General features: G+C 58.9%; 15 protein-coding genes. 10 read left to right on the plus strand and 5 right to left on the minus strand.

Annotated elements, in window-relative coordinates; genetic code table 11:
• Positions 1–172: 172 nt before the first annotated feature.
• Both ubiH and ACB042_RS11130 read left to right on the plus strand, forming a co-directional pair.
• Entirely contained in the window at positions 173–1,396 is a 1,224-nt protein-coding gene (ubiH, locus tag ACB042_RS11125) for a 2-octaprenyl-6-methoxyphenyl hydroxylase (protein WP_371178416.1), read from the plus strand.
• A gap of 136 nt (positions 1,397–1,532) precedes the next feature.
• On the plus strand, positions 1,533–2,801 hold the full coding sequence (locus ACB042_RS11130; protein WP_139432232.1) for an FAD-dependent 2-octaprenylphenol hydroxylase: 1,269 nt from the start codon (positions 1,533–1,535) through the stop codon (positions 2,799–2,801).
• A 212-nt stretch (positions 2,802–3,013) separates the two neighbouring features.
• Here the strand turns inward: ACB042_RS11130 and ACB042_RS11135 are convergent, their stop codons facing one another.
• On the minus strand, positions 3,014–3,241 hold the full coding sequence (locus tag ACB042_RS11135; RefSeq protein WP_041915404.1) for a hypothetical protein: 228 nt from the start codon (positions 3,239–3,241) through the stop codon (positions 3,014–3,016).
• Here ACB042_RS11135 and gcvT point away from each other — a divergent pair.
• The 3 genes from gcvT (at position 3,218) to gcvP (ending at position 7,965) form a co-directional block, all read left to right on the plus strand.
• Positions 3,218–4,315, plus strand: coding sequence for a glycine cleavage system aminomethyltransferase GcvT (gcvT, locus tag ACB042_RS11140; RefSeq protein ID WP_139432142.1), 1,098 nt, complete (start codon positions 3,218–3,220; stop codon positions 4,313–4,315). The two genes, ACB042_RS11135 and gcvT, sit on opposite strands and share 24 nt — an antisense overlap.
• 84 nt (positions 4,316–4,399) lie before the next feature.
• Positions 4,400–4,789, plus strand: a complete 390-nt coding sequence (gene gcvH / locus ACB042_RS11145; protein ID WP_371178417.1) for a glycine cleavage system protein GcvH — start codon at positions 4,400–4,402, stop codon at positions 4,787–4,789.
• Between the two features lie 299 nt (positions 4,790–5,088).
• Complete coding sequence (gene gcvP, locus ACB042_RS11150; RefSeq protein WP_371178418.1) at positions 5,089–7,965, plus strand: aminomethyl-transferring glycine dehydrogenase; 2,877 nt, start codon at positions 5,089–5,091, stop codon at positions 7,963–7,965.
• Positions 7,966–8,056: 91 nt separating this feature from the next.
• On the opposite strand, the gene ACB042_RS11155 is transcribed toward gcvP, so the two are convergent.
• Both ACB042_RS11155 and ACB042_RS11160 read right to left on the minus strand, forming a co-directional pair.
• Entirely contained in the window at positions 8,057–9,610 is a 1,554-nt protein-coding gene (locus tag ACB042_RS11155) for a PAS domain-containing methyl-accepting chemotaxis protein (protein WP_115520979.1), read from the minus strand.
• A 324-nt stretch (positions 9,611–9,934) separates the two neighbouring features.
• The gene (locus ACB042_RS11160; protein ID WP_335837835.1) at positions 9,935–11,005 is read right to left on the minus strand and encodes a permease; all 1,071 of its coding nucleotides are present in this window, start codon (positions 11,003–11,005) and stop codon (positions 9,935–9,937) included.
• A 106-nt stretch (positions 11,006–11,111) separates the two neighbouring features.
• Between ACB042_RS11160 and ACB042_RS11165 the strand changes: the two genes are divergently transcribed.
• Complete coding sequence (locus ACB042_RS11165) at positions 11,112–11,438, plus strand: helix-turn-helix transcriptional regulator (protein ID WP_005344826.1); 327 nt, start codon at positions 11,112–11,114, stop codon at positions 11,436–11,438.
• An 88-nt stretch (positions 11,439–11,526) separates the two neighbouring features.
• On the opposite strand, the gene ACB042_RS11170 is transcribed toward ACB042_RS11165, so the two are convergent.
• Positions 11,527–12,909 carry an amino acid permease gene (locus ACB042_RS11170; protein WP_350236590.1) on the minus strand — a complete coding sequence of 461 codons (1,383 nt, stop codon included), beginning with the start codon at positions 12,907–12,909 and terminating at the stop codon, positions 11,527–11,529.
• Between the two features lie 347 nt (positions 12,910–13,256).
• On the opposite strand from ACB042_RS11170, the gene ACB042_RS11175 reads away from it, so the two are divergent.
• On the plus strand, positions 13,257–13,592 hold the full coding sequence (locus ACB042_RS11175; RefSeq protein WP_371178419.1) for a hypothetical protein: 336 nt from the start codon (positions 13,257–13,259) through the stop codon (positions 13,590–13,592).
• Between the two features lie 239 nt (positions 13,593–13,831).
• Here the strand turns inward: ACB042_RS11175 and ACB042_RS11180 are convergent, their stop codons facing one another.
• A complete protein-coding gene (locus ACB042_RS11180; RefSeq protein WP_005344832.1) occupies positions 13,832–14,644 on the minus strand; it encodes a pyruvate, water dikinase regulatory protein in 813 nt (270 codons plus the stop codon).
• Positions 14,645–14,991: 347 nt separating this feature from the next.
• On the opposite strand from ACB042_RS11180, the gene ppsA reads away from it, so the two are divergent.
• From ppsA to ACB042_RS11195, 3 genes are all read left to right on the plus strand, one after another.
• A complete protein-coding gene (gene ppsA / locus ACB042_RS11185; RefSeq protein WP_371178420.1) occupies positions 14,992–17,370 on the plus strand; it encodes a phosphoenolpyruvate synthase in 2,379 nt (792 codons plus the stop codon).
• A 231-nt stretch (positions 17,371–17,601) separates the two neighbouring features.
• Positions 17,602–18,633: an IS630 family transposase gene (locus ACB042_RS11190; RefSeq protein WP_144715607.1), complete on the plus strand. Its 1,032-nt coding sequence runs from the start codon at positions 17,602–17,604 to the stop codon at positions 18,631–18,633.
• Between the two features lie 326 nt (positions 18,634–18,959).
• Positions 18,960–20,721: retention module-containing protein (locus ACB042_RS11195; protein ID WP_371178421.1), on the plus strand; the 1,762-nt coding region annotated here is incomplete at its 3' end.

Below are 20,721 nucleotides of genomic sequence, written 5' to 3' on the forward strand. Positions count from 1 at the left end.
GGGTCAACGAGACCTTTACTGAATCTGCAAGAGCGCCTGATGGCGCTCTTTTTTATTCCCTTGTGGTGGCTAACCCTGTGAGGCGCAACCGGTTTTTTGCCGCTGACCTCGCATTCGGCCAGCGGCTTTGTGATAGCATGAGGCCACCTTTTTCACTTCTTCCTCTCTGCTTATGTCTCAATCTGATGTGCGACAGGTCGATGTCACCCTGGTCGGCGGTGGAATGAGCGGCGCCGTGCTGGCCCTCTCGCTGGCAGCCCTGCTTCGATCCGATGGCTCCCCCCTCGAGATCCTGCTGCTGGAGGCAAGCGTCCCCGAACAGCACACCCATTCAGGGTTCGACGCCCGCGCCATTGCGCTTTCGGCCGGTACCTGTGATGCGCTGTTGCGACGCGGACTCTGGCCGCTGTTTGCCCCCCATTGCGCCCCCATCACCCAGATTCATGTTTCGGATCGGGGCCACTTCGGGCAGGCTCGCCTGTCGGCCGCTGAATACGGTCTGCCCGCGCTGGGCCAGGTGATCGAGCTTGCAGCTGCCGGTCATGAGATGCAACGGGCGATGGCGGCTTCTCCCAATATCCGGGTCTGTTGTCCGGCACGGGTGAGCGAGATTGTGCCCGATGAGGAGAAGGTGACCCTCACCCTCGAGAGTGGTGAACAGATTGAGACCCGCCTGCTGGTGGCGGCAGACGGCGGCAACTCCTTTGTGCGTCAGCACTTCAAGTTGCCGGTGACCCGCCACGACTTTGAGCAGCACGCCATCATCGCCACGGTCAAAACGGCGCAAGCCCCTGAGGGACGCGCCTTCGAGCGTTTTACCGAAGGGGGGCCGCTGGCCCTGCTGCCGATGCAGGAGGGGCTCTCCTCGCTGGTGTGGAGCGTCGGGCAGCATGAGGTGGATGAGCTGACGGCCCTCGATGAGGCGGCGTTTCTTGCCCGTCTGCAGCAGGCCTTTGGCTGGCGGCTCGGTCGCTTCGAGCGATGCGGCGTGCGTCACGTCTATCCGCTCATTCTGACCGCCTGCGATTACCCGCTGGCCCAGCGCACCGTGCTTGTCGGTAATGCCGCCCACGCCCTGCACCCGATAGCCGGACAGGGCTTCAACCTCGGGATGCGGGATCTCGACCTGCTTACCGGGGCGGTGGTCAAGGCGTTGGCAGAGGGGGAGGATATCGGCAGCTTCAAGGTACTGAGTGGCTACTGGCAGCAGCGTCAGCGCGATCAGGCACAGACCGTCTGGCTCACCTCTTCGCTGGCCCAGCTCTTCTCCAATGGTCACGATCCGCTGGTGGCGGGGCGCAATCTGGCGCTCACCCTGATGGGGCGATTCCCGTGCCTCAAGGCGCCGCTTGCCTCGCGCACCCTGGGCTTTGTCGCTGATGTGTGCGGCAACTAGCCAGCACTTGTTGAGTGGAGCCTGTTGACCGGAAGATGGTGACCGCCATTCGTTGATCAAAACCTATTGAATAAAGAGGTGATGCCTGCGGGCGTCCCCTCGCTGGCCAGCCGGTCAGCCCAGAAAGGATGAGATGATGCAGATGCAAAATGTGGATGTGGTGATTGTCGGTGGCGGCATGGTGGGGTTGGGGCTCGCTGCGGCCCTGAAACATAGCGCCCTCAAGGTGCTGGTGGTGGAGGGACAACTGCCCGACCCGCAGCTGGGGGAGGTGGCCGATAACCGGGTCAGCGCCCTGAGTCTGGCCAGCCAGCAGATCCTGCGCCATGTTGGCGCCTGGGACGGCATTGAAGCGCGTCGCCTGCAGGCCTACGACAAGATGGCGGTGTGGGAGCAGGACAGCTTCGGCCATATCGACTTCGATGCCGCCAGCCTGCGCCAGCCATCTCTTGGTCATATCGTCGAGAACCGGGTGATCCAGCTGGCGCTGCTTGAGGCGATTGAGGGGGCCAGCAATATCCAGTTGCTGACCCCCGCCAGAGCCAAGAGCCTGCAGAGTGGCCCGGCGGGTGCCTTGTTGCTCCTTGAAGATGGTCAGGCCATTTCGGCCAAGTTGGCGGTGGCTGCCGATGGCGCCCACTCCTGGGTGCGCCGTCAGGCCGATATCCCGCTTACCAGCTGGGATTACGGTCACCACGCCCTGGTGGCGACGGTGCGCTGCGCCGAACCCCATGAAGCTGTTGCTCGCCAGATCTTCACCCCGGATGGCCCGCTCGCCTTTTTGCCGCTGTGGCAAGAGAACCTCTGCTCCATCGTCTGGTCGCTGCCTGCGGCCCGCGCCGAGGCGCTCTGCGCCTGCGATGATGAGCAGTTCAATCGCCAGCTTACCGCCGCCTTCGATGCACGGCTCGGTCTGTGCAAGGTGGAGGGGCCGCGCAGCGCGATTCCTCTTACCGCCCGCTATGCCCGCGACTTTGCCTGCGAGCGGCTGGTGCTGGTGGGAGATGCCGCCCACACCATCCACCCGCTGGCGGGGCAGGGGGTCAACCTTGGCCTGCTGGATGCTGCCGCGCTGGCGGAGCAGATTTTGCAAAATCATGCCGCGGGTGAGGATATCGGCCTGCTCGCCAACCTGCGCAGCTACGAGCGCTGGCGCAAGAGCGAAGCGGCTCGCATGCTGGCTGCGATGGAGGGGCTCAAGCGGCTGTTCAGCGGGGCCAACCCGTTCAAGAAGCTGGTGCGGGGCGTGGGATTGCGCGCGGCCAATCTGCTGACGCCCTTCAAGGAGGGGGTGATCCGCGCCGCCATGGGGCTGGAGGGAGAGTTGCCCGCATTGGCCCGTCCTGACTGGGTCGTTGCTGCGACCAAGGGCAGTGCCATGCAGGCCAAGGGTGAAAAAAACTAATATTACTCGCCGTTTTTGACAACAAAAGTAATCCGACAAGGCTGACGACCCGTTTTGGGTGTCAGCCTTTAATTTTGCTCTGGAGCGAAACGTTTTTCTGCAAATTGTGACGAAACGGTAAAAATCAAAATTTAATCTCGCCTGAGTCGGCTTATGGCTGTTTTTATCACTGCATTTATCTTAGTGTCTGGAGTCAGTTTTACGGGAGGGGATTAGTTTTTTTTGAGCGGCACGCTCGCCTGCTTGTCATATAATCCGCTCCGTTCAAGGAATCCCTCTTGCCTGGCAAGGGCAGGAGCGAGCACACACTTTTGGATCCGGTCGCTTTTTGTTGCACGCAGTGCAGTCAGAGCGGTGGCGCGGGTCGCAAGGGTGGTCGCCAAAGCGAAAAGGCTTTTTGCTAAGGAAAGAATGCGATGATCCAGACTACTGTACTGCATCCCAAACACCTGGAAGCCGGCGCCAAGATGGTGGACTTCCACGGTTGGGAAATGCCCATCAACTACGGCTCCCAGCTGGAAGAGCACCACGCGGTGCGCAGCGATGCCGGTATGTTCGATGTCTCCCACATGACCATCGTCGATTTGACCGGCGAACGGGTCAAAGCCTTTCTGCAACACCTGCTGGCCAACGACGTGGCCAAACTCACTGTCCCCGGTAAGGCCCTCTACAGCGGCATGCTCAATCCGGAAGGCGGCGTGATCGATGACCTCATCACCTATTTCCTGACCGATACCTTCTACCGGCTGGTGGTCAACTCCGCTACCCGCGAGAAGGATCTGGCCTGGATCCGCCATCACGCCATCGATTTCGACATCACAGTGACCGAGCGTCCCGAGCTTGCGATGATTGCGGTGCAGGGCCCCAACGCCAAGGTCAAGGCTGCTGCTGTGCTGAGTGCCGCCCAGCGTACCGCCGTGGTGGGGATGAAACCCTTCTTCGGCGTGCAGGCTGGCGATCTCTTTATCGCCACTACCGGCTACACCGGCGAAGATGGTTATGAAATCGTAGTGCCGCAAGAGAAAGCCTGCGAGCTGTGGCAAGCGCTGCTGGATAACGGCGTGGCCCCGTGTGGTCTCGGTGCTCGCGATACCCTGCGCCTCGAGGCGGGGATGAACCTCTACGGTCAGGATATGGACGAGTCAATCTCTCCACTCGCCGCCAACATGGCCTGGACCATCGCCTGGGAGCCGAGCGATCGCAATTTCATCGGCCGTGATGTGCTGGAAGCGCAGAAAGCGGCGGGCAACCAGCCCAAGCTGGTGGGGCTGGTGATGGAAGAGAAAGGGGTGCTGCGTGCCGGTATGCCCGTTACCTTCACCGCGGCAAACGGTGAGAAGCGGGAAGGTGTGATCACCTCCGGCTCTTTCTCCCCCACCCTGGGCTACAGTATTGCCCTGGCGCGGGTGCCCCGCGATATCGGTGAGCTGGCCGAGGTGGAGATCCGCAAGAAGCTGGTCACCGTGAAGGTCACCAAGCCCGCTTTCGTCCGTAACGGCCAGAAGCTGGTTTAATACCGTCTTGGGGGAGGGCAGTGCCTCCCCCATCCCTTTTCATATTCGTTTTTAAACGCGACTCAAAGATCAAAGGAAGCACAAATGAGCCATATCCCGAGCGAACTGAAATATGCCACTTCCCACGAGTGGATCCGTGTTGAAGCCAACGGCGAGGCCGTGGTCGGTATCACCGAGCACGCCCAGGAGCTGCTGGGTGACATGGTGTTTGTCGAGCTGCCGGAAGTGGGCAAGCAGGTCAGTGCCGGTGACGACTGCGCCGTGGCCGAGTCGGTCAAGGCGGCCTCCGACATCTACAGCCCGGTGGGCGGCGAGATCATTGCCGTTAACGAAGAGCTGGAAGGGAGCCCCGAGCTGGTCAACTCCGACCCCTACAGCGCTGGCTGGCTGTTCCGCATCAAGCTCGATGACGAGAGCGAGCTGGCCAACCTGCTGGATGCCGAAGGCTACCAGAACGTGGTGGACGAAGAGTAATGCCCCCGGGCCCTGCCAACACAGCAGGGCCCCTTTGTATGACAGCCAGCCGGGCAAGCGCCGGCCGGTGGAAGGGTGAAGTCGTCCGCGCTTGCCGTTTGCCAGTCTAGGTGCCTAGGGGGCAAACAGGCCGATTCGCAACAAGGCGATCCCCTCTTGATGCTGCCGCAGCATCCGGTGCCGCACCCTGTCTGCGGGACCCAGAACATGAGTGGAGTCGGTATCAGCCGACGATCAGGAACATCAGGTCTTGGTTATCAGGATGTCATGCCAGGACTTATTTATCAGGAAATAGGGAAATGACCCAGTCACTGTTTGAACTTGAGCAAAAAACCGATTTTGTCCGCCGCCATATCGGCCCGGGCGAGGAAGAGCTGCGCCAGCTGCTGGCGACCGTTGGGGCCGAAAGCCTGGACGATTTGATTGAACAGACCGTGCCCGCCGCCATTCGCCTGCCGGGTCCGCTGGGGATCGGTGCCGGCATGACCGAAGTGGAGGCGCTGGCCAAGCTCAAGGGCTATGCCGCTCAGAACAAGATTGCCAAGAGCTATATCGGCATGGGTTATCACGATACCCATGTGCCCCACGTCATTTTGCGCAACGTGCTGGAAAACCCGGGCTGGTATACCGCTTACACCCCGTACCAGCCCGAGCTGGCGCAGGGCCGTCTCGAAGCCCTGCTCAACTTCCAGCAGCTGACGCTGGATCTCACAGGCATGGATCTGGCAAGCGCCTCCCTGCTGGATGAAGCGACCGCCGCCGCCGAGGCGATGGCGCTGGCCAAACGGATGGCCAAGTCCAAATCCAACCTCTTCTTCGTGGCCGATGACGTGCACCCGCAGGTGATCGACGTGGTCAAGGAGCGCGCGGTTCACTTTGGTTTCGACGTGGCGGTTGGCGCCGCGAGCGACGCGGTGAGCGAAGAGGTGTTCGGTGCCCTGTTCCAGTACCCCACCACCACAGGTGAGGTGAAAGATCTGCGCGCCCTGATTGCCGGGGTACAGGCCCAGAAAGGGCTGACCTGCGTCAGCGCCGACCTGCTCTCCCTGCTGCTGCTCAAATCCCCGGGCGAGCTGGGCGCCGATGTGGTGTTGGGCTCCGCCCAGCGCTTTGGTGTGCCCATGGGTTACGGTGGCCCCCACGCCGCCTTCTTCGCCACCCGTGATGCCTACAAGCGCTCCATGCCGGGCCGTATCATTGGTGTCTCCAAGGATGCCCGTGGCAAGAGTGCCCTGCGTATGGCGATGCAGACCCGCGAGCAGCATATCCGCCGCGAGAAGGCCAACTCCAACATCTGTACCGCTCAGGTGCTGCTGGCCAACATGGCGAGCTTCTACGCCGTCTATCACGGCCCGGTGGGACTGAAAACCATCGCCTCCCGCGTGCACCGTCTCACTACCATTCTGGCGCTTGGCCTCCAGGCCAAGGGGGTAGCCCTCAAGCATGCCAGCTGGTTCGATACCCTGACCGTGCAGACGGTAGATAAAGCAGCACTCATTGCCAAGGCCGAGGGGCTCGGCATCAACCTGCGCGCCGATCTCGACGGTGCGGTAGGGGTCTCCCTCTCTGAAACCACCACCCGCGGCGATGTGGCCGAGCTGTTCGATCTCTTCCTCGGTCAAGGTCACGGGCTTGATATCGAGGCTCTCGACAAGGCGGCTCAGGCCCATCACGCCATCCCGCAGGATCTGCTGCGCACCGACGCGGTGCTGACCCACGAGGTGTTCAACAAGTACCACTCCGAAACCGAGATGCTGCGTTATATCCACCGTCTCGAAGCCAAGGATCTGGCGCTCAACTACGCCATGATCTCCTTGGGCTCCTGCACCATGAAGCTCAACGCTACCGCCGAGATGATCCCGGTGACCTGGCCCGAGTTCGGCAAGTTGCACCCGTTCGCGCCGCTGGCGCAGGCCAAGGGCTATCAGCTGCTGCTGGCCGACCTCGAAAACTGGCTGGTGAAGGTGACCGGTTACGATGCGGTCTGCATGCAGCCCAACTCAGGTGCCCAGGGCGAATACGCAGGTCTGCTCGCCATCAAGAAGTACCACGAATCCCGCGGCGAGGGGCATCGCGACATCTGCCTGATCCCGGCTTCTGCCCATGGCACCAACCCGGCCTCTGCCCAGATGGCGGGGCTCAAGGTGATCGTCACCGCCTGTGACAAGTCCGGCAACGTGGATCTCGACGACCTGCGCGTCAAGGCGGCCGAGGCGGGGGATCAACTCTCCTGTCTGATGGTGACCTACCCCTCCACCCACGGGGTGTATGAGGAGACCATCAAGGAGGTGTGCGACATCGTTCACCAGCACGGTGGTCAGGTCTATCTGGACGGCGCCAATATGAACGCGCAAGTTGGATTGACGGCACCGGGCTTTATCGGGGCAGACGTCTCTCACCTCAACTTGCACAAGACCTTCGCCATTCCTCACGGCGGTGGCGGCCCGGGCATGGGCCCCATCGGCGTGAAGAAGCATCTGGCACCGTTCGTGGCTGGCCACGCCGTGGTCAAGACCGACAAGGAGAGCCGTGACAATGGCGCCGTGTCGGCGGCACCGTTCGGCTCGGCCAGCATCCTGCCCATCAGCTGGATGTATATCGCCATGCTGGGTGACGAGGGACTGAAGAGATCCACCCAGGTCGCCATCCTCAACGCCAACTATCTGGCCAAGAAGCTGGGTGACTCCTTCCCGGTGCTCTACTCTGGCCGCAACGGTCGGGTGGCCCACGAGTGCATCCTGGATATCCGTCCGCTCAAGGAGGCTTCCGGCATCAGCGAGATGGACGTGGCCAAGCGGCTGATGGATTACGGCTTCCACGCGCCGACCATGAGCTTCCCGGTTGCGGGTACCCTGATGGTCGAGCCGACCGAGTCGGAATCCAAGCGCGAACTGGATCGCTTCGTCGAGGCGATGACGTCCATCCGCGCCGAGATTGCCAAGGTGCAGGAGGGGCAGTGGAGCCTGACCGACAACCCGCTGGTCCATGCGCCGCACACGCAGGACGATGTGATGGATGCAGAGTGGTCCCGTGGCTACAGCCGCGCCGAGGCGGTCTTCCCGTCCGACGCCGTGCGCGCCGCCAAGTTGTGGCCCTCTGTGAACCGCATCGACGACGTCTACGGCGATCGCAACCTGTTCTGTGCCTGTATCCCGACTGAGGATTACGCCAAGTAAGTGGCGTTTAGGAGCTACAGTTAAGCCTTATAAACAACAGGGCCACCCAGACGGGTGGCCCTTCGTTTACATGGACTTTATCTGCATGCTGCTATCCAAATGTCCGGCTTAAGTCCTTGAGTTGGCTCGCTTTGCTCTGCAAGTTGGCACTGGTTTCACTCACCTGATCGATTTTGAGACTGTTATCGTGAGAGAGCGAGGATATCTGGTTGATATTGCGACTGATCTCCTCGATGACCGCTTGTTGCTCGGTGGCTGCGGCGGTGATCTGGTTGGAAAAATCAGAGACCTTGTCTATCTCGACCACAACCTGATTCAGGTTGCCGGTGCTTGCCCGGGTGGTGGCGAGGCAGGCGTTGGTTCTGGTCACATTGAGATGCATCATCTCTTTCCATCCCCCCAGGGTTTGCTGGATATGGCCAATGCTGTTCTGGATCTGCTCTGTCGCCTTATGGGTTCTGGTCGACAGGCTGCGAACTTCGTCCGCCACCACTGCAAAGCCTCGCCCCTGATCGCCTGCCCGTGCGGCTTCGATGGAGGCATTGAGCGCAAGCAGGTTGGTTTGATCCGCAATGCCGCGAATTTCGCTCATGATGGTGCCGATCCGCTCGGATTCGCTCGCCAGTTCGACGGCTGACTGAAAGGCTTGCTCCGCTTGGGTGGCCAGCGCCGACATCTCTTCTCCCGCTTCCGAAAGCTGGGTGCTGGTGGTGATGCAGTGGCTGCGGGCCTCTTCAATCTGGCTGTTGCTGTCTTGAATATTGCGGTTGATCTCCTCGGCGGCCGAAGCCATCTGGGTGACGGCGGTGGCAATCTGCTGGATCTGCGTGTCTTGCGAAGAGATATCCTGGCTGGCCAGCGAGGCGGAGCCGCGCAGGTCATTGGCCATGGCATTGAGCGACGCGGTGGTGTCATCCACCCGGCCGAGTACGGTACGGATCTTCGCTTGCCCGAGTTTGATATGGAAATCGGCGATGCTGTGGGGGGCATCCCCCGAGAAGATAAGGCGGCTGATGCTGTCGTAATCCTGCTCGAGCTGCTGCAAGAATCGCGGTGTGAGGAAGAGAGGGTGGCGATTGAACCAGATGGCTGCCAAGAGGGGAATGATGACCCAGAGCGCCTGCAGCGGTGAGAGCAGCCAGACCGCGCTGATCACGCTGACGAGCAGCAGGGGGATGGTCATCATGGCCGGTGTGAGTTGACGCAGGCCCATGTGAATGGCAGAGCCGGTTTCACGGGCTTTAAGGGTTTTGTACATCTTGCTGGCACGCGCTTTGTGCTCTGCTGCGGGACGGCAGCGGACGGATTGGTAACCCACCATCTTGCCATCTTCATAAATCGGGGTGACATAGGCATCAACCCAATAATAGCGACCATCCTTGCAGCGGTTTTTTACCATGCCTCGCCATGGTTTGCCTGCCTGCAGGTGGGCCCAGAGATCGGCAAACGCTGCCTTGGGCATGTCGGGGTGGCGCACCAGATTGTGATGCTGCCCCAGCATCTCTTCCAAGCGATAGCCTGCCACCTGACAAAACGCCGGATTGGCGTAGGTGATGTCCCCTTTGAGGTCGGTCGTCGATACCAACTGGATATCGTCGGCAAATTCAACCTCGGTATCTGTGGTGTGAAGCGAGCTGGTTACCATGATCAGGCTCCGGTTTCGGCGTAACGGAATACTTCGTTTGAGTATGGCAGAGGATGTTCATTTATTGTGTTGTTGCATATTAACTCTTGTGCTACTGCGTGGGGACGGGATGGGTCTCACATTTTTACAGCACAGTTCGGTGAGGGGAGGCAGGCCAAGTCACATGGCCCGGAGAGCAGCAAACCCCTCATCCTTTGGCTGTCTCAAATTGATTGCCGTACGGAATAGACAAACGCCGATCAGTTGATCGGCGTTTTGTCTATGGGAGCCTGATGGTTTCACACTCGGCTGCTTTGGCATTTTGCCTGTTTAAAGATGGGCGACTTAAAACAGCAGTTGCGTCAGGTAGCCCATCAGGATCGCCATGCCGAGGATCACGGTAAGGAAGGCCGCAATCATCGGGGTTCTGAACATGGATTTGAGCAGGATCACCTCGGTCAGGCTGGCACCGGCACTGCCGATGATCAGCGCCATGACGGCGCCCATTCCCATCCCTTTGCCCAGCAGTACCGACGCCAGCGGGATCACGGCCTCGGCACGAATATAGAGCGGGATCCCGACGATGGCGCTGAAGGGGATGGCCAGCGGGTTGTCGGCGCCAGCATGGGCGGCGATCCACTCGGCCGGAATAAAACCGTAAATAAACGAGCCGATGAGCACCCCCAGCAGCAGGAAGGGCAATACCGCTTTGAACTGCTGCCAGGCATCGATGCGAGCTTTGACCCAGGCGGTGGGGAGCTGTGGTGCTCTGGTCAGGGTTGCCGTGCCATCGCCGCAGCAGGAGAGGGTGGCCTGTTCTGCCATCTCTGGTTGCGGTGCCGGGCAACACGCTGACCCGTTGAGGGTTTTGATTGCGCGAATGGCGCCGCGTTGGTTGTCACTGCAATGTGCTTGAGTGGTGGCGCGGGTCGACGGGCCACAGCCGCTACCGCAAGAGGGGGTGGCCTCTTTGGGGTCGATGACATGGCGCTCGAACCCCAATCTGTCGAGCAGCATGCTCGCCATGACGGAGACGCTGGCGGCGATCACGGCGTAGAGCAGGGTCACTTTCCAGCCAAAGGTGGCCCACATCAAGCCGACGATGATGGGGTTCAGCAGTGGCGAAATAAACAGGAAGGTGAGGGTGGGGCCAAAGCCAGCCTTGGCCGAGAGCAGCCCTCTCAGCATGGGGATGGTGGAGCAGCTGCAAAAGGGGGTGACGGCACCGAGCAGGGCCGAGAGCAGATAGCCCTTGCCATGGCGCGCCCCCAGCATCCGCTGGATCTTCTCGTCGGGGATCTTCTGACGGATCAGGCTGACCCCGGCGCTAATGACCAGAAACAGCACCGACAGCTCGACAGCCAGAAACAGGAACATCTGGGCTGCATCGGTCAGCATGGTTAACCACTCATTCATTGTCGTACCCTCACTTGGTTTCTATATTTCCAAAATAATCGAAATGAATGGCCGGTCAAGATATTTCTGGTATTATCGAAATATCAAATTTGTGGAGGGCGCAGAGATGCAACTGGAAGAGGTCGCCAAGGCATTGAAAGAGCTGGGTCATCCGACCCGGCTGTTTATCTTCAAGCATCTGGTCAAGGCGGGAGAGCAGGGGCTGCCGGTAGGGGAGCTGCAAAAGCAGCTGGCGATCCCCGCTTCCACCCTCAGCCACCATATTGCGGCGCTGGTCTCGGTGGGGCTGGTGAAGCAAAACCGGGAGAGTCGCACCCTGCTTTGCGTCTCTCAATACGCGGTGTTGGAGGAGATCATCGCCTTTTTCCGCGATGAGTGTTGCGTCAACAGCCCGGAGCATCGGCAAGATCAAAGGCAAGAGCTGCCTTCCTGAGGGCTACGGCTGCTAGTAGTGCTGCGCGCAATAAAAAAACGCCGATCATCCGATCGGCGTTTTGCATTGTTTTTCTCAGCTGCGGGCATTAACCCAGATTGGCAGCGACCTTGTTTTGGGCTTGTCCTTTGCGCTTGATGACAAAGCCAATACCCAGTACCACCAGCCAGGCGGGGATCAGTTCGACCGAGATGCGAAAATCCGGGGTCATATACATGATCACCAGAATGCCAGCCATAAAGGCGAGGCAGAGATAGTTGCCGAAGGGATACCAGAACGCCTTGAACTTGGGCTGGACACCCTCTGCGACCTTGGCCTTGCGGAACTTGAGGTGCGCGAGGCTGATCATCGCCCAGTTGATCACCAGTGCGGAGACCACCAGCGCCATCAGCAGACCGAACGCCTTGCCCGGCATCAGGTAGTTGATCAGCACGCAGAGCAGGGTGGCGATGGCCGAGACCGAGAGGGCAACCAGCGGCACGCCGCTCTTGTTGGTCTTGAGCAGGGCTTTCGGGCCGTTGCCCTGCTTGGCCAGCCCGAACAGCATCCGGCTGTTGCAGTAGACGCAGCTGTTGTAGACCGACAGTGCCGCCGTCAGCACCACGATGTTGAGTACGGTGGCGACCAGATTGCTGTCCAGTGCATGGAAGATCATCACGAACGGGCTGCCGCCTTCCACCACTTTACCCCAGGGGTAGAGGGACATCAGGATAGCCAGAGCACCGATGTAGAAGATGAGGATGCGGTAGATCACCTGATTGGTGGCCTTGGGAATGCTCTTCTCGGGGTTGTCCGCTTCCGCGGCGGTAATGCCCACCAGCTCCAGACCGCCAAAGGAGAACATGATCACCGCCATTGCCATCACCAGACCGCTGATGCCGTTGGGGAAGAAACCGCCCTGGGCCCACAGGTTGGTGACGCTTGCCTCGGGTCCGCCGGCACCGGAGATGAGCAGATAGCCGCCAAAGCCAATCATGCCGATGATGGCGACCACCTTGATGATGGCGAACCAGAACTCCATTTCGCCAAACGCTTTGACGTTGGAGAGGTTGATGGCGTTGATCAGCACGAAGAAGAAGGCGGCCGACATCCAGGTCGGGATCTCGGGCCACCAGTACTGGACATAGATGCCCACCGCGGTCAGCTCGGCCATGCTCACCAGCACGTAGAGCACCCAGTAGTTCCAGCCGGACGCAAAACCGGCAAACTCACCCCAGTATTTGTAGGCAAAGTGGCTGAAGGAGCCGGCTACCGGCTCTTCCACCACCATTTCACCGAGCTGGCGCATGATCAGGAAGGCGATAAAGCCGCCGATGGCATAACCCAGCAGGACTGAGGGGCCTGCCATCTTGATGGTTTGGGCAATGCCCAGAAAGAGGCCGGTGCCGATGGCGCCGCCCAAAGCAATCAACTGAATGTGGCGGTTTTTAAGGCCGCGCTTCAGCTCCTCACCGTCTTGTTTCAAATCCATGGGTCTGTCCTTACGTCTCTGTTGTCTCTGGTCGGTGTTAGGCTCATCCTGAGCAGGCCGCAGTGCGTAGCCAAAACCTGACGAAAGCTGTATTTATTTCGTTACGCCATGCCGTTTTCAATTTTTAGTGTTGGCTGGCAACCGAAGCAGAATAGTGATAATCCGCCATGAATGCACCTGTTTTCCATCTCTAATGGCCGTATTTTGTACCGATGGCAGCTTTTTCATGATCTGAAGAGGCTTATTGGTAGTTTTTGGTTGATGTTTGCGCAATCGAATTCTGTTTTGTTGACATTTAACGCTATCGGTGGGCTTTTGTGGTGCTGAGTCATAGATGGATGCAAATGATGCCAAACAAGCAAGAGTACAGGGAAGAGTGCAGGGAGTGGGAGCACAGGGAACGCGAAGGCGTGTTGCAACAAGGGGTTGGCTGGGGAGTGTTGGTAGCGCTCTGGTTAGGGATTGCCACCAGTCCGCTGTTGTTGCTGGTGGCGGCCACCATGTTGCTGGGCTGGCTCTCGCTCGGTGATCAGGGGTTGCTGCACTACTGGCAGCCGCTGTTGCTGGTTGGTGGGGTAACGGGGGCGCTCGTTGGCGGCTGGCTGGCGGAGCGGGTTCGCCTGCGCCACGGTTTGCTGGCCTTCTATGCCCGGTTGATGAACAACCCTGAGCTCAATCGTTAGTTAACGCTGGCTGTTTGCCGAGCGCAGCAGAACGGAATCGAATAGCGGCTAACTGGCAGCAGGTGACAAGGGCACAACGCCAAGGTCGACAAGAAGAGGGATAAGCATTTGTGGTGCTTATCCCTTTTTTATCCACGCTTTTCACTGTCATCTATGTGAATTGCAGTTCGCCACAGCTGACTTTCGCCGCGACACTGTAATTTTTATCTTTTGTTGATGCCGATAGCTGTCAAGCTGGCTTAACAGAGCTGGCGGCGCAGACCGGTTGCCTCGAGGACCTTGGCGCTGATCTCCTCCACCGAGTGGGAGCTGGTATCCAGGAAGCGGATCGCCTCCTGGCGAAACAGCCTCTCCACGCAGGCCAGCTCCTGCTCGCACTGTTCGATGGAGGAGTAGCGGCTGTTGGCACGGCGCTGGTTGCGGATCTCGTGCAGCCGCTGCGGCGCTATGGTGAGGCCAAACAGCTTGTGACGGTTGGCCTTGAGGGGGGCGGGCAGCTCCAGCATGCCCATGTCCTGCTCGATAAAGGGGTAGTTGGCGGCACGAATGCCGAACTGCAGCGCCAGATAGAGGCTGGTGGGGGTCTTGCCGCAGCGGGAGACCCCGATCAGGATGATGTCCGCCTCATCGTACTCCTTGGTGGTGATGCCATCGTCGTTGGCCAGCGCAAAGTTGACCGCCTCGATGCGATCGTCATAGAGCTTGCGATTCTCCATACCGTGGGTGCGGTGGAGGCGGGGCTCGGCTTTTACCCCCAGCTCCTGCTCCAGCGGGCTGACGAAGGTGTTGAGAAAGTCGTGGCCGCACGCCTCCGATTTCAGTACCTCTTCCCGTACCAGCGGGTCGACGATGGTGTGAAACAGAATGGGGCGTACCCCGGTCTGGCGAAACTGCTCGTCGATCCGCATCCGTACCTGACGGGCTTTCTCCAGTGTCTCCACAAAGGGGATAGTGATCTGCTCGAAGGCCAGCGGAAACTGGCTCAGTACCGCGTGACCGAACACTTCGGCGGTGATGGCGGTGCCGTCTGAAACATAAAATACGGTGTGCACGTAGGGCTCCTGTGATACCGCGGGTGGGGTCGCATGGGGTAAGGGGTGAGAAGTATCTCCCGAAACCATACCAGTTTTGTCAACCGGTCTGCTGTGCCCAAGTTGTGAAGTGGCTTGCAAACCTGAATCGTTATCTTTTTGTGTCGCCATTGTAGAATGTTCCGGTCATTCGACCATCCCCAACGCTTGCTCGGGGATTTTTTTGAAAACCAATGGAAAACGTTTTCATGGTCGTTGGCAACAAAAGAAACAGACAATAACGCACCTGACTTACCCATAACCTCATCGATTAAATCGGGCGCACGAGGTGCTATGGCATCGGTGCCCACCAACCTGGAGACATCCAAGTGCAACAGTACGTGCTCTGGTACGAACAACTCGGAATGCAGGACGTAGAACGAGTTGGCGGCAAGAACGCATCCCTTGGCGAGATGATCAGCAACCTCTCTGGCGCCGGCGTATCCGTGCCGGGGGGCTTTGCCACCACCGCCTTTGCGTTTAACGAGTTTCTGGAGTCAAGCGGCCTCAACGGCAAGATCCACCATCTGCTCGACAATCTGGACGTGGACGATATCGCCGCCCTCAACCGGGCCGGTCAGCAGATCCGCGACTGGGTGATCGAAGCCCCGTTCCAGCCCGAGCTGGAGCAGGCTATCCGGGTTGCCTATGAAAAGTTGAGTGCCGGTGTCGAGGCCTCGTTTGCGGTGCGCTCCTCCGCCACCGCCGAGGATATGCCGGACGCCTCCTTTGCCGGTCAGCAGGAGACCTTCCTCAACGTACGTGGCATCGATGCCGTCATGACGGCGGTTAAGCATGTGTTTGCTTCTCTGTTCAACGATCGCGCCATCTCCTATCGGGTGCATCAGGGCTACGACCACAAGGGGGTTGCCCTCTCGGCCGGGGTGCAGCGGATGGTGCGCTCGGATCTCGCCGCCTCCGGCGTCATGTTTACCCTGGATACCGAGTCCGGTTTCAACGACGTGGTCTTTATCACCGGCGCCCATGGTCTTGGCGAGATGGTGGTGCAGGGCGCGGTCAACCCGGACGAGTTCTATGTGCACAAGCCTACCCTCAAGGGGGGGCGCCCGGCGGTGGTGCGCAAGACCCTCGGCTCCAAGCTTATCAAGATGACCTACTCGGGCGATGCTGGTCACGGCCGTCAGGTGAAGATTGTCGACACCAACGAAGCCGAGCGTAGCCGCTTCTGCATCACCGATGAGGAGGTGATGGCGCTGGCGAAACAGGCCCTCATCATTGAGCAGCACTATGGCCGCCCAATGGACATCGAGTGGGCCAAGGATGGGCAGGATGGCCAGCTCTACATCGTGCAGGCACGCCCGGAAACCGTGCGCAGCCGCCAGGAGGCCAACACCCTCGAGCGTTTTGCCCTCAAGCAAGCGGGCAAGGTGCTGATCGAGGGGCGGGCCATCGGTCACAAGATTGGCGCGGGCCCGGCGCGGGTCATCTCCTCCATCAGTCAGATGGACGAAGTACAGCCCGGCGATGTGCTGGTCACCGACATGACCGACCCGGACTGGGAGCCCATCATGAAGCGGGCCTCCGCCATCGTCACCAACCGGGGCGGCCGTACCTGTCACGCCGCCATCATCGCCCGCGAGCTGGGCATTCCGGCGGTAGTGGGCTGTGGCAATGCCACCGATAGCATCGAGGCTGGCCAGCTTATCACCGTCTCCTGCGCGGAAGGGGATACCGGTTTTATCTATGACGGCGAGCTGGACTTCGATGTGGCGGTGACCGAGGTGGGCAATATGCCGCGCCTGCCCATCAAGATCATGATGAACGTCGGCAACCCGGACCGCGCTTTCGACTTTGCCCAGTTGCCCAACGCCGGGGTGGGGCTGGCACGCCTTGAATTCATCATCAACCGGATGATCGGGGTGCACCCCAAGGCACTGCTGGAGTTTGACCAGCAAACCCCAGAGCTCAAGGCCACCATCGGCAAGATGATCGCCGGTTACGACAGCCCGCGTGAGTTCTACGTGGCCAAGTTGACCGAGGGGATCGCCACTCTGGGCGCTGCGTTCTGGCCGGAGCGGGTGATCGTGCGGATGTCGGACTTCAAGTCCAACGAGTACGCCAATCTGGTGGGCGGTCGTGGCTACGAGCCCCACGAGGAGAACCCGATGATCGGTTTTCGTGGCGCATCCCGCTACATCGCCGATAGCTTCCGCCCCTGCTTTGCCCTCGAGTGCGAGGCGATCAAGCGGGTGCGCGATGTGATGGGGTTGACCAACGTCGAGGTGATGATCCCCTTCGTGCGCACCGTGGGCGAGGCGGAGCAGGTGATCGACATCCTGGCCGAGAACGGTCTGCGCCGCGGCGAGCGGGGGCTCAAGGTGATCATGATGTGCGAGATCCCGAGCAATGCCCTCTTGGCAGACAAGTTCCTCGAGCACGTGGACGGCTTCTCCATCGGCTCCAATGACATGACCCAGCTCACCCTTGGGTTGGATCGGGACTCGGGGCTAATCGCCCATCTGTTCGACGAGCGTAACGAGGCGGTCAAGGCGCTGCTGGCGATGGCGATTCAGGCCGCGCGCAAGGCGGGCAAGTACGTGGGGATCTGCGGTCAGGGCCCATCTGATCATCCGGACTTCGCCGCCTGGCTGGTGGCGCAGGGGATCGACTCGGTGTCTCTCAACCCCGATACCGTGGTCGATACCTGGCTCTATCTGGCGGAGCAGTATGACGGTAAATTAAAGTAGTGAAACGCGGCCGCTAGTTTGCACAGTCGTTAATTAGAACAGCAGTTACGGCTTTAATATCATGATGCAACAATGCCAGTCAGGTCTATCTGACTGGTATTGTTTTTAGCCATTTTCTGTACCTAAATAACTGTTCCGAATAGTAGATCACAGGAGGAAGGGAACTCAGTCCAGTTTGTGCGATCTCATTAGTCGCCAAACAAAACAAGCCACACCCAAAGGACTGAGTTGATGCTTATCCTACCACCCCTGCCACGACCACAACGGCGCCGTATTCACAAAATCATCCATGCCACCCGTGATAAAGGGCATGCTCGTCGCTTGATGGCCATCTTGCTGTTACATGAAGGATGCACGATCACGGATGTTCATCACATTACCGGCGCGGCTCGCTCGACCATCGGCCGTTGGCTTCGGTGGTATCGAGATGAAGGCATAGATGCTCTAGAAGCCTTACCGGCTGGCCGTGCCCCGGTCCTACCTGTCGCCAAGATTGTCACCTTACTGGTGCTGCTCATGCAGTTTTCTCCGCAAGATTTTGGTTATCAACGCAGTCGTTGGTGTACCGAGCTATTGGCTATCAAAATCAATCGGTTAACAGGGCTCAATGTGGCAGCCTCCACACTTCGTCGATGGCTACCTCGTATGGGCATTGTCTGGCGCAGGCCCGTGCCGACCTTGCGGATAAAAGACCCAGCTTATCAGGAGAAAATGGCGAATATCGACGCTGCGCTGGCCCGCTGTGATGCCGCTAATCCGGTGTTTTATGAGGATGAAGTCGATATAGACCTCAATCCCAAATTAGGGGCCGACTGGATGTTCAGAGCGCAGCAAAAGCGGGTTGTCACACCGGGACAGAACGCGAAACATTACCTGGCAGGCGTTCTCCATGCAGGCAACGGAAGAGTGCTTTACGTCAGTGGGATAAAGAAAAACTCATCCCTGTTTATCGCCATGCTGGAAAAGCTGCGTCGCCACTACCGACGAGCCAAAACCATCACGCTGATCCTCGATAACTACATCATTCACAAAAGCAAGCAGACCAAGCGATGGTTGAAGAAGAACCCCAAGTTATGCCTGGTATTCCAGCCAGTTTACAGCCCTTGGGTTAATCACATAGAACGGCTGTGGCACAAGTTACATGAAACCATCACGCGCAATCATCAATGCAGAGGAATGGCCAGCCTGCTGGCCCGAGTGAAACACTTCATGGATACCGTGTCTCCTTTCCCGGGGAGTAGCTATGGCACAGCGAAGGTGTAGCACTATTAGGATCAGTTATTTAGTGAAACATCTATTTGGTTGTCATAGCTTGAGTTTCAGTTGAGCGACATTGATGTCGTGATGTCGGTGGATTGCTTTTTTATAACTTCCGTTGTTTTTAAACCATATCTATTGAATGAATATCTTATATGGCCTCAATTGGTGTGCCTTTAAGTTGTTGATATTTAATTTTAAAGAAGTTCCTTTCGATTTAATTCAATAGTGTCGGGTATTCACCTTCCAGCAGATACATTTTTGCAACAGTTGTTCTCTCCGATGAGCTCTATGTTCTATCCATTAAGATCTGTCACCTTGGAGCAATGGATATGCGTACCCAAATCATCGACAAGTCCGTGGTTGTCTCAGCTATAGAAGGCAATGTGGAGATTGTGCTGGCTGATGGAAGCAGCCGCCCTCTGCAAAAAGGGGAAATTCTCCAACCCGGAGCAAAATTGGCCATAGCTGATGACGCCAAGCTGGCTCTTTCCCCTTATGACGATACTCCAGCATCGGATGTTCCGGCAGGTTCCGAGTCCGATGGACCTGCTCAACCGCAAGTGGCGGCCAGCCAGGAAGGCGCACCTTCAGATATTGCTGCATTGCAAGAATCGATTCTGCAGGGGGTTGACCCGACTCAAAACTTTGAGGCTTCTGCTGCTGGTGGGGCTCCAGCGGCCGGTGGTGGTGGCGGTATTGGTGGGGTTGCGGGGACCAGTGGTAATGGTGGTTTCGTCACAATTGATCGAACTGGTGATGCCACGATAGCGGCTGCAGGGTTTGATACCACCTATCAGTCCGAGCCGTTTATCAACACTGAACAAGCAGCTGAACCGCTGCTGGAGCCAGAGCCGCTGGAGAATATCCTGCTAGATGAAAGCGAGGTCATTTCGCTTGATGAAGATAGCTCTACAAGCGGTAATCTACTGGCAAACAGTTCCAACCCCGATGGTCCGCAGGCTGCCTCTATCATCAGTTACAGCTGGGGGAGCAACATAGACGTACCTGCCGGCGTGTCGTCGACTCTGACAGGAATTGGCACGCTGATCATCAATAGTGATGGTTCTTTCACCTTTACCCCGGCTCCTGATTATTCCGGAGCCGTACCTACCGTGAGTTATGTGGTTACCGATGGCACTGATATCGTCACGTCAACCTTGACGCTGATAGTGACTCCACAAGGTGACATCGATTTCAACGCTGAGGCACTGAGCGTGGTGACCAGCGAGACCGATGCACTGTTGGAGGTGTTGCTGACCAACACAGTGAGTATCAGCGATGGCGACGGGTCAGAGACCTGGACCAGCCTGGTATACACCTTCGACAACCTGCCGGCGGGGACCGAGGCGGTGGGTGGCAATCTGGTGGGTAACGTGCTGACAGTAACGGCCGTCAACGGGGTATTGCCGGCGTTCGGGCTGGTGTTCCCTGCAGACTATTCGACCGCAGGCGTGGCGGGCAGTACCAGCAATAGTGGCGCGCCTATCAGCTACACAGTTGTGGCGACCACCAACGAAGGCACGGCCAACAGCAGTGGCACGGTCACTATCGGAGTGGAAGGGGATATCAGTGTCAGCGCCACCAACCTGGTGCTGGCAGAAACGGATGCACCGGTGGCGGTATCGCTGGCGGCGCAGCTGGGTGTCAATGCGACCGACGCGGATGGTTCGGAGCAGGTGACCGGCGTGACGGTGACCCTGAGCGGTGTGCCGGCAGGTGCGTTGATGGGGGCAGGCTGGGTGGCTGGCGCGGTGGCGGGCAGCTACAGCTGGAGCGGTGCGAGCACAGCGGGAGTGCCGGGCTTTAGCTTGCCGGCGGACTGGAGCGGGGTCGTGAATGGCAACGTGGAGGGGACCACGGACGAGGGCGGGGCAGACAACAAGCCCTTCACCGTAACTATCAATGCCGGCAATGACATCGACTTCAACGTCGAGGCGCTGAATGCGGGTGCGACCGAAACGGATGGCACGGTACAGGTGCTGCTGACCAACACAGTGAGTATCAGCGATGGCGACGGGTCAGAGACCTGGACCAGCCTGGTATACACCTTCGACAACCTGCCGGCGGGGACCGAGGCGGTGGGTGGCAATC

This window comes from Aeromonas sp. S13(2024) (assembly GCF_041402405.1).
In the GTDB taxonomy this organism is placed as follows: Bacteria; Pseudomonadota; Gammaproteobacteria; order Enterobacterales; family Aeromonadaceae; genus Aeromonas; species Aeromonas veronii.

What these genes read in the sequence shown, in the direction of transcription:
- ubiH (WP_371178416.1), top strand. Translation starts at nt 173, where the DNA reads ATGTCTCAATCTGATGTGCGACAGGTCGATGTCACCCTGGTCGGCGGT.
- ACB042_RS11130 (WP_139432232.1), top strand. Translation starts at nt 1,533, where the DNA reads ATGCAGATGCAAAATGTGGATGTGGTGATTGTCGGTGGCGGCATGGTG.
- gcvT (WP_139432142.1), top strand. Translation starts at nt 3,218, where the DNA reads ATGATCCAGACTACTGTACTGCATCCCAAACACCTGGAAGCCGGCGCC.
- ACB042_RS11135 (WP_041915404.1), bottom strand. Translation starts at nt 3,241, where the DNA reads ATGCAGTACAGTAGTCTGGATCATCGCATTCTTTCCTTAGCAAAAAGC.
- gcvH (WP_371178417.1), top strand. Translation starts at nt 4,400, where the DNA reads ATGAGCCATATCCCGAGCGAACTGAAATATGCCACTTCCCACGAGTGG.
- gcvP (WP_371178418.1), top strand. Translation starts at nt 5,089, where the DNA reads ATGACCCAGTCACTGTTTGAACTTGAGCAAAAAACCGATTTTGTCCGC.
- ACB042_RS11155 (WP_115520979.1), bottom strand. Translation starts at nt 9,610, where the DNA reads ATGGTAACCAGCTCGCTTCACACCACAGATACCGAGGTTGAATTTGCC.
- ACB042_RS11160 (WP_335837835.1), bottom strand. Translation starts at nt 11,005, where the DNA reads ATGAATGAGTGGTTAACCATGCTGACCGATGCAGCCCAGATGTTCCTG.
- ACB042_RS11165 (WP_005344826.1), top strand. Translation starts at nt 11,112, where the DNA reads ATGCAACTGGAAGAGGTCGCCAAGGCATTGAAAGAGCTGGGTCATCCG.
- ACB042_RS11170 (WP_350236590.1), bottom strand. Translation starts at nt 12,909, where the DNA reads ATGGATTTGAAACAAGACGGTGAGGAGCTGAAGCGCGGCCTTAAAAAC.
- ACB042_RS11175 (WP_371178419.1), top strand. Translation starts at nt 13,257, where the DNA reads ATGCCAAACAAGCAAGAGTACAGGGAAGAGTGCAGGGAGTGGGAGCAC.
- ACB042_RS11190 (WP_144715607.1), top strand. Translation starts at nt 17,602, where the DNA reads ATGCTTATCCTACCACCCCTGCCACGACCACAACGGCGCCGTATTCAC.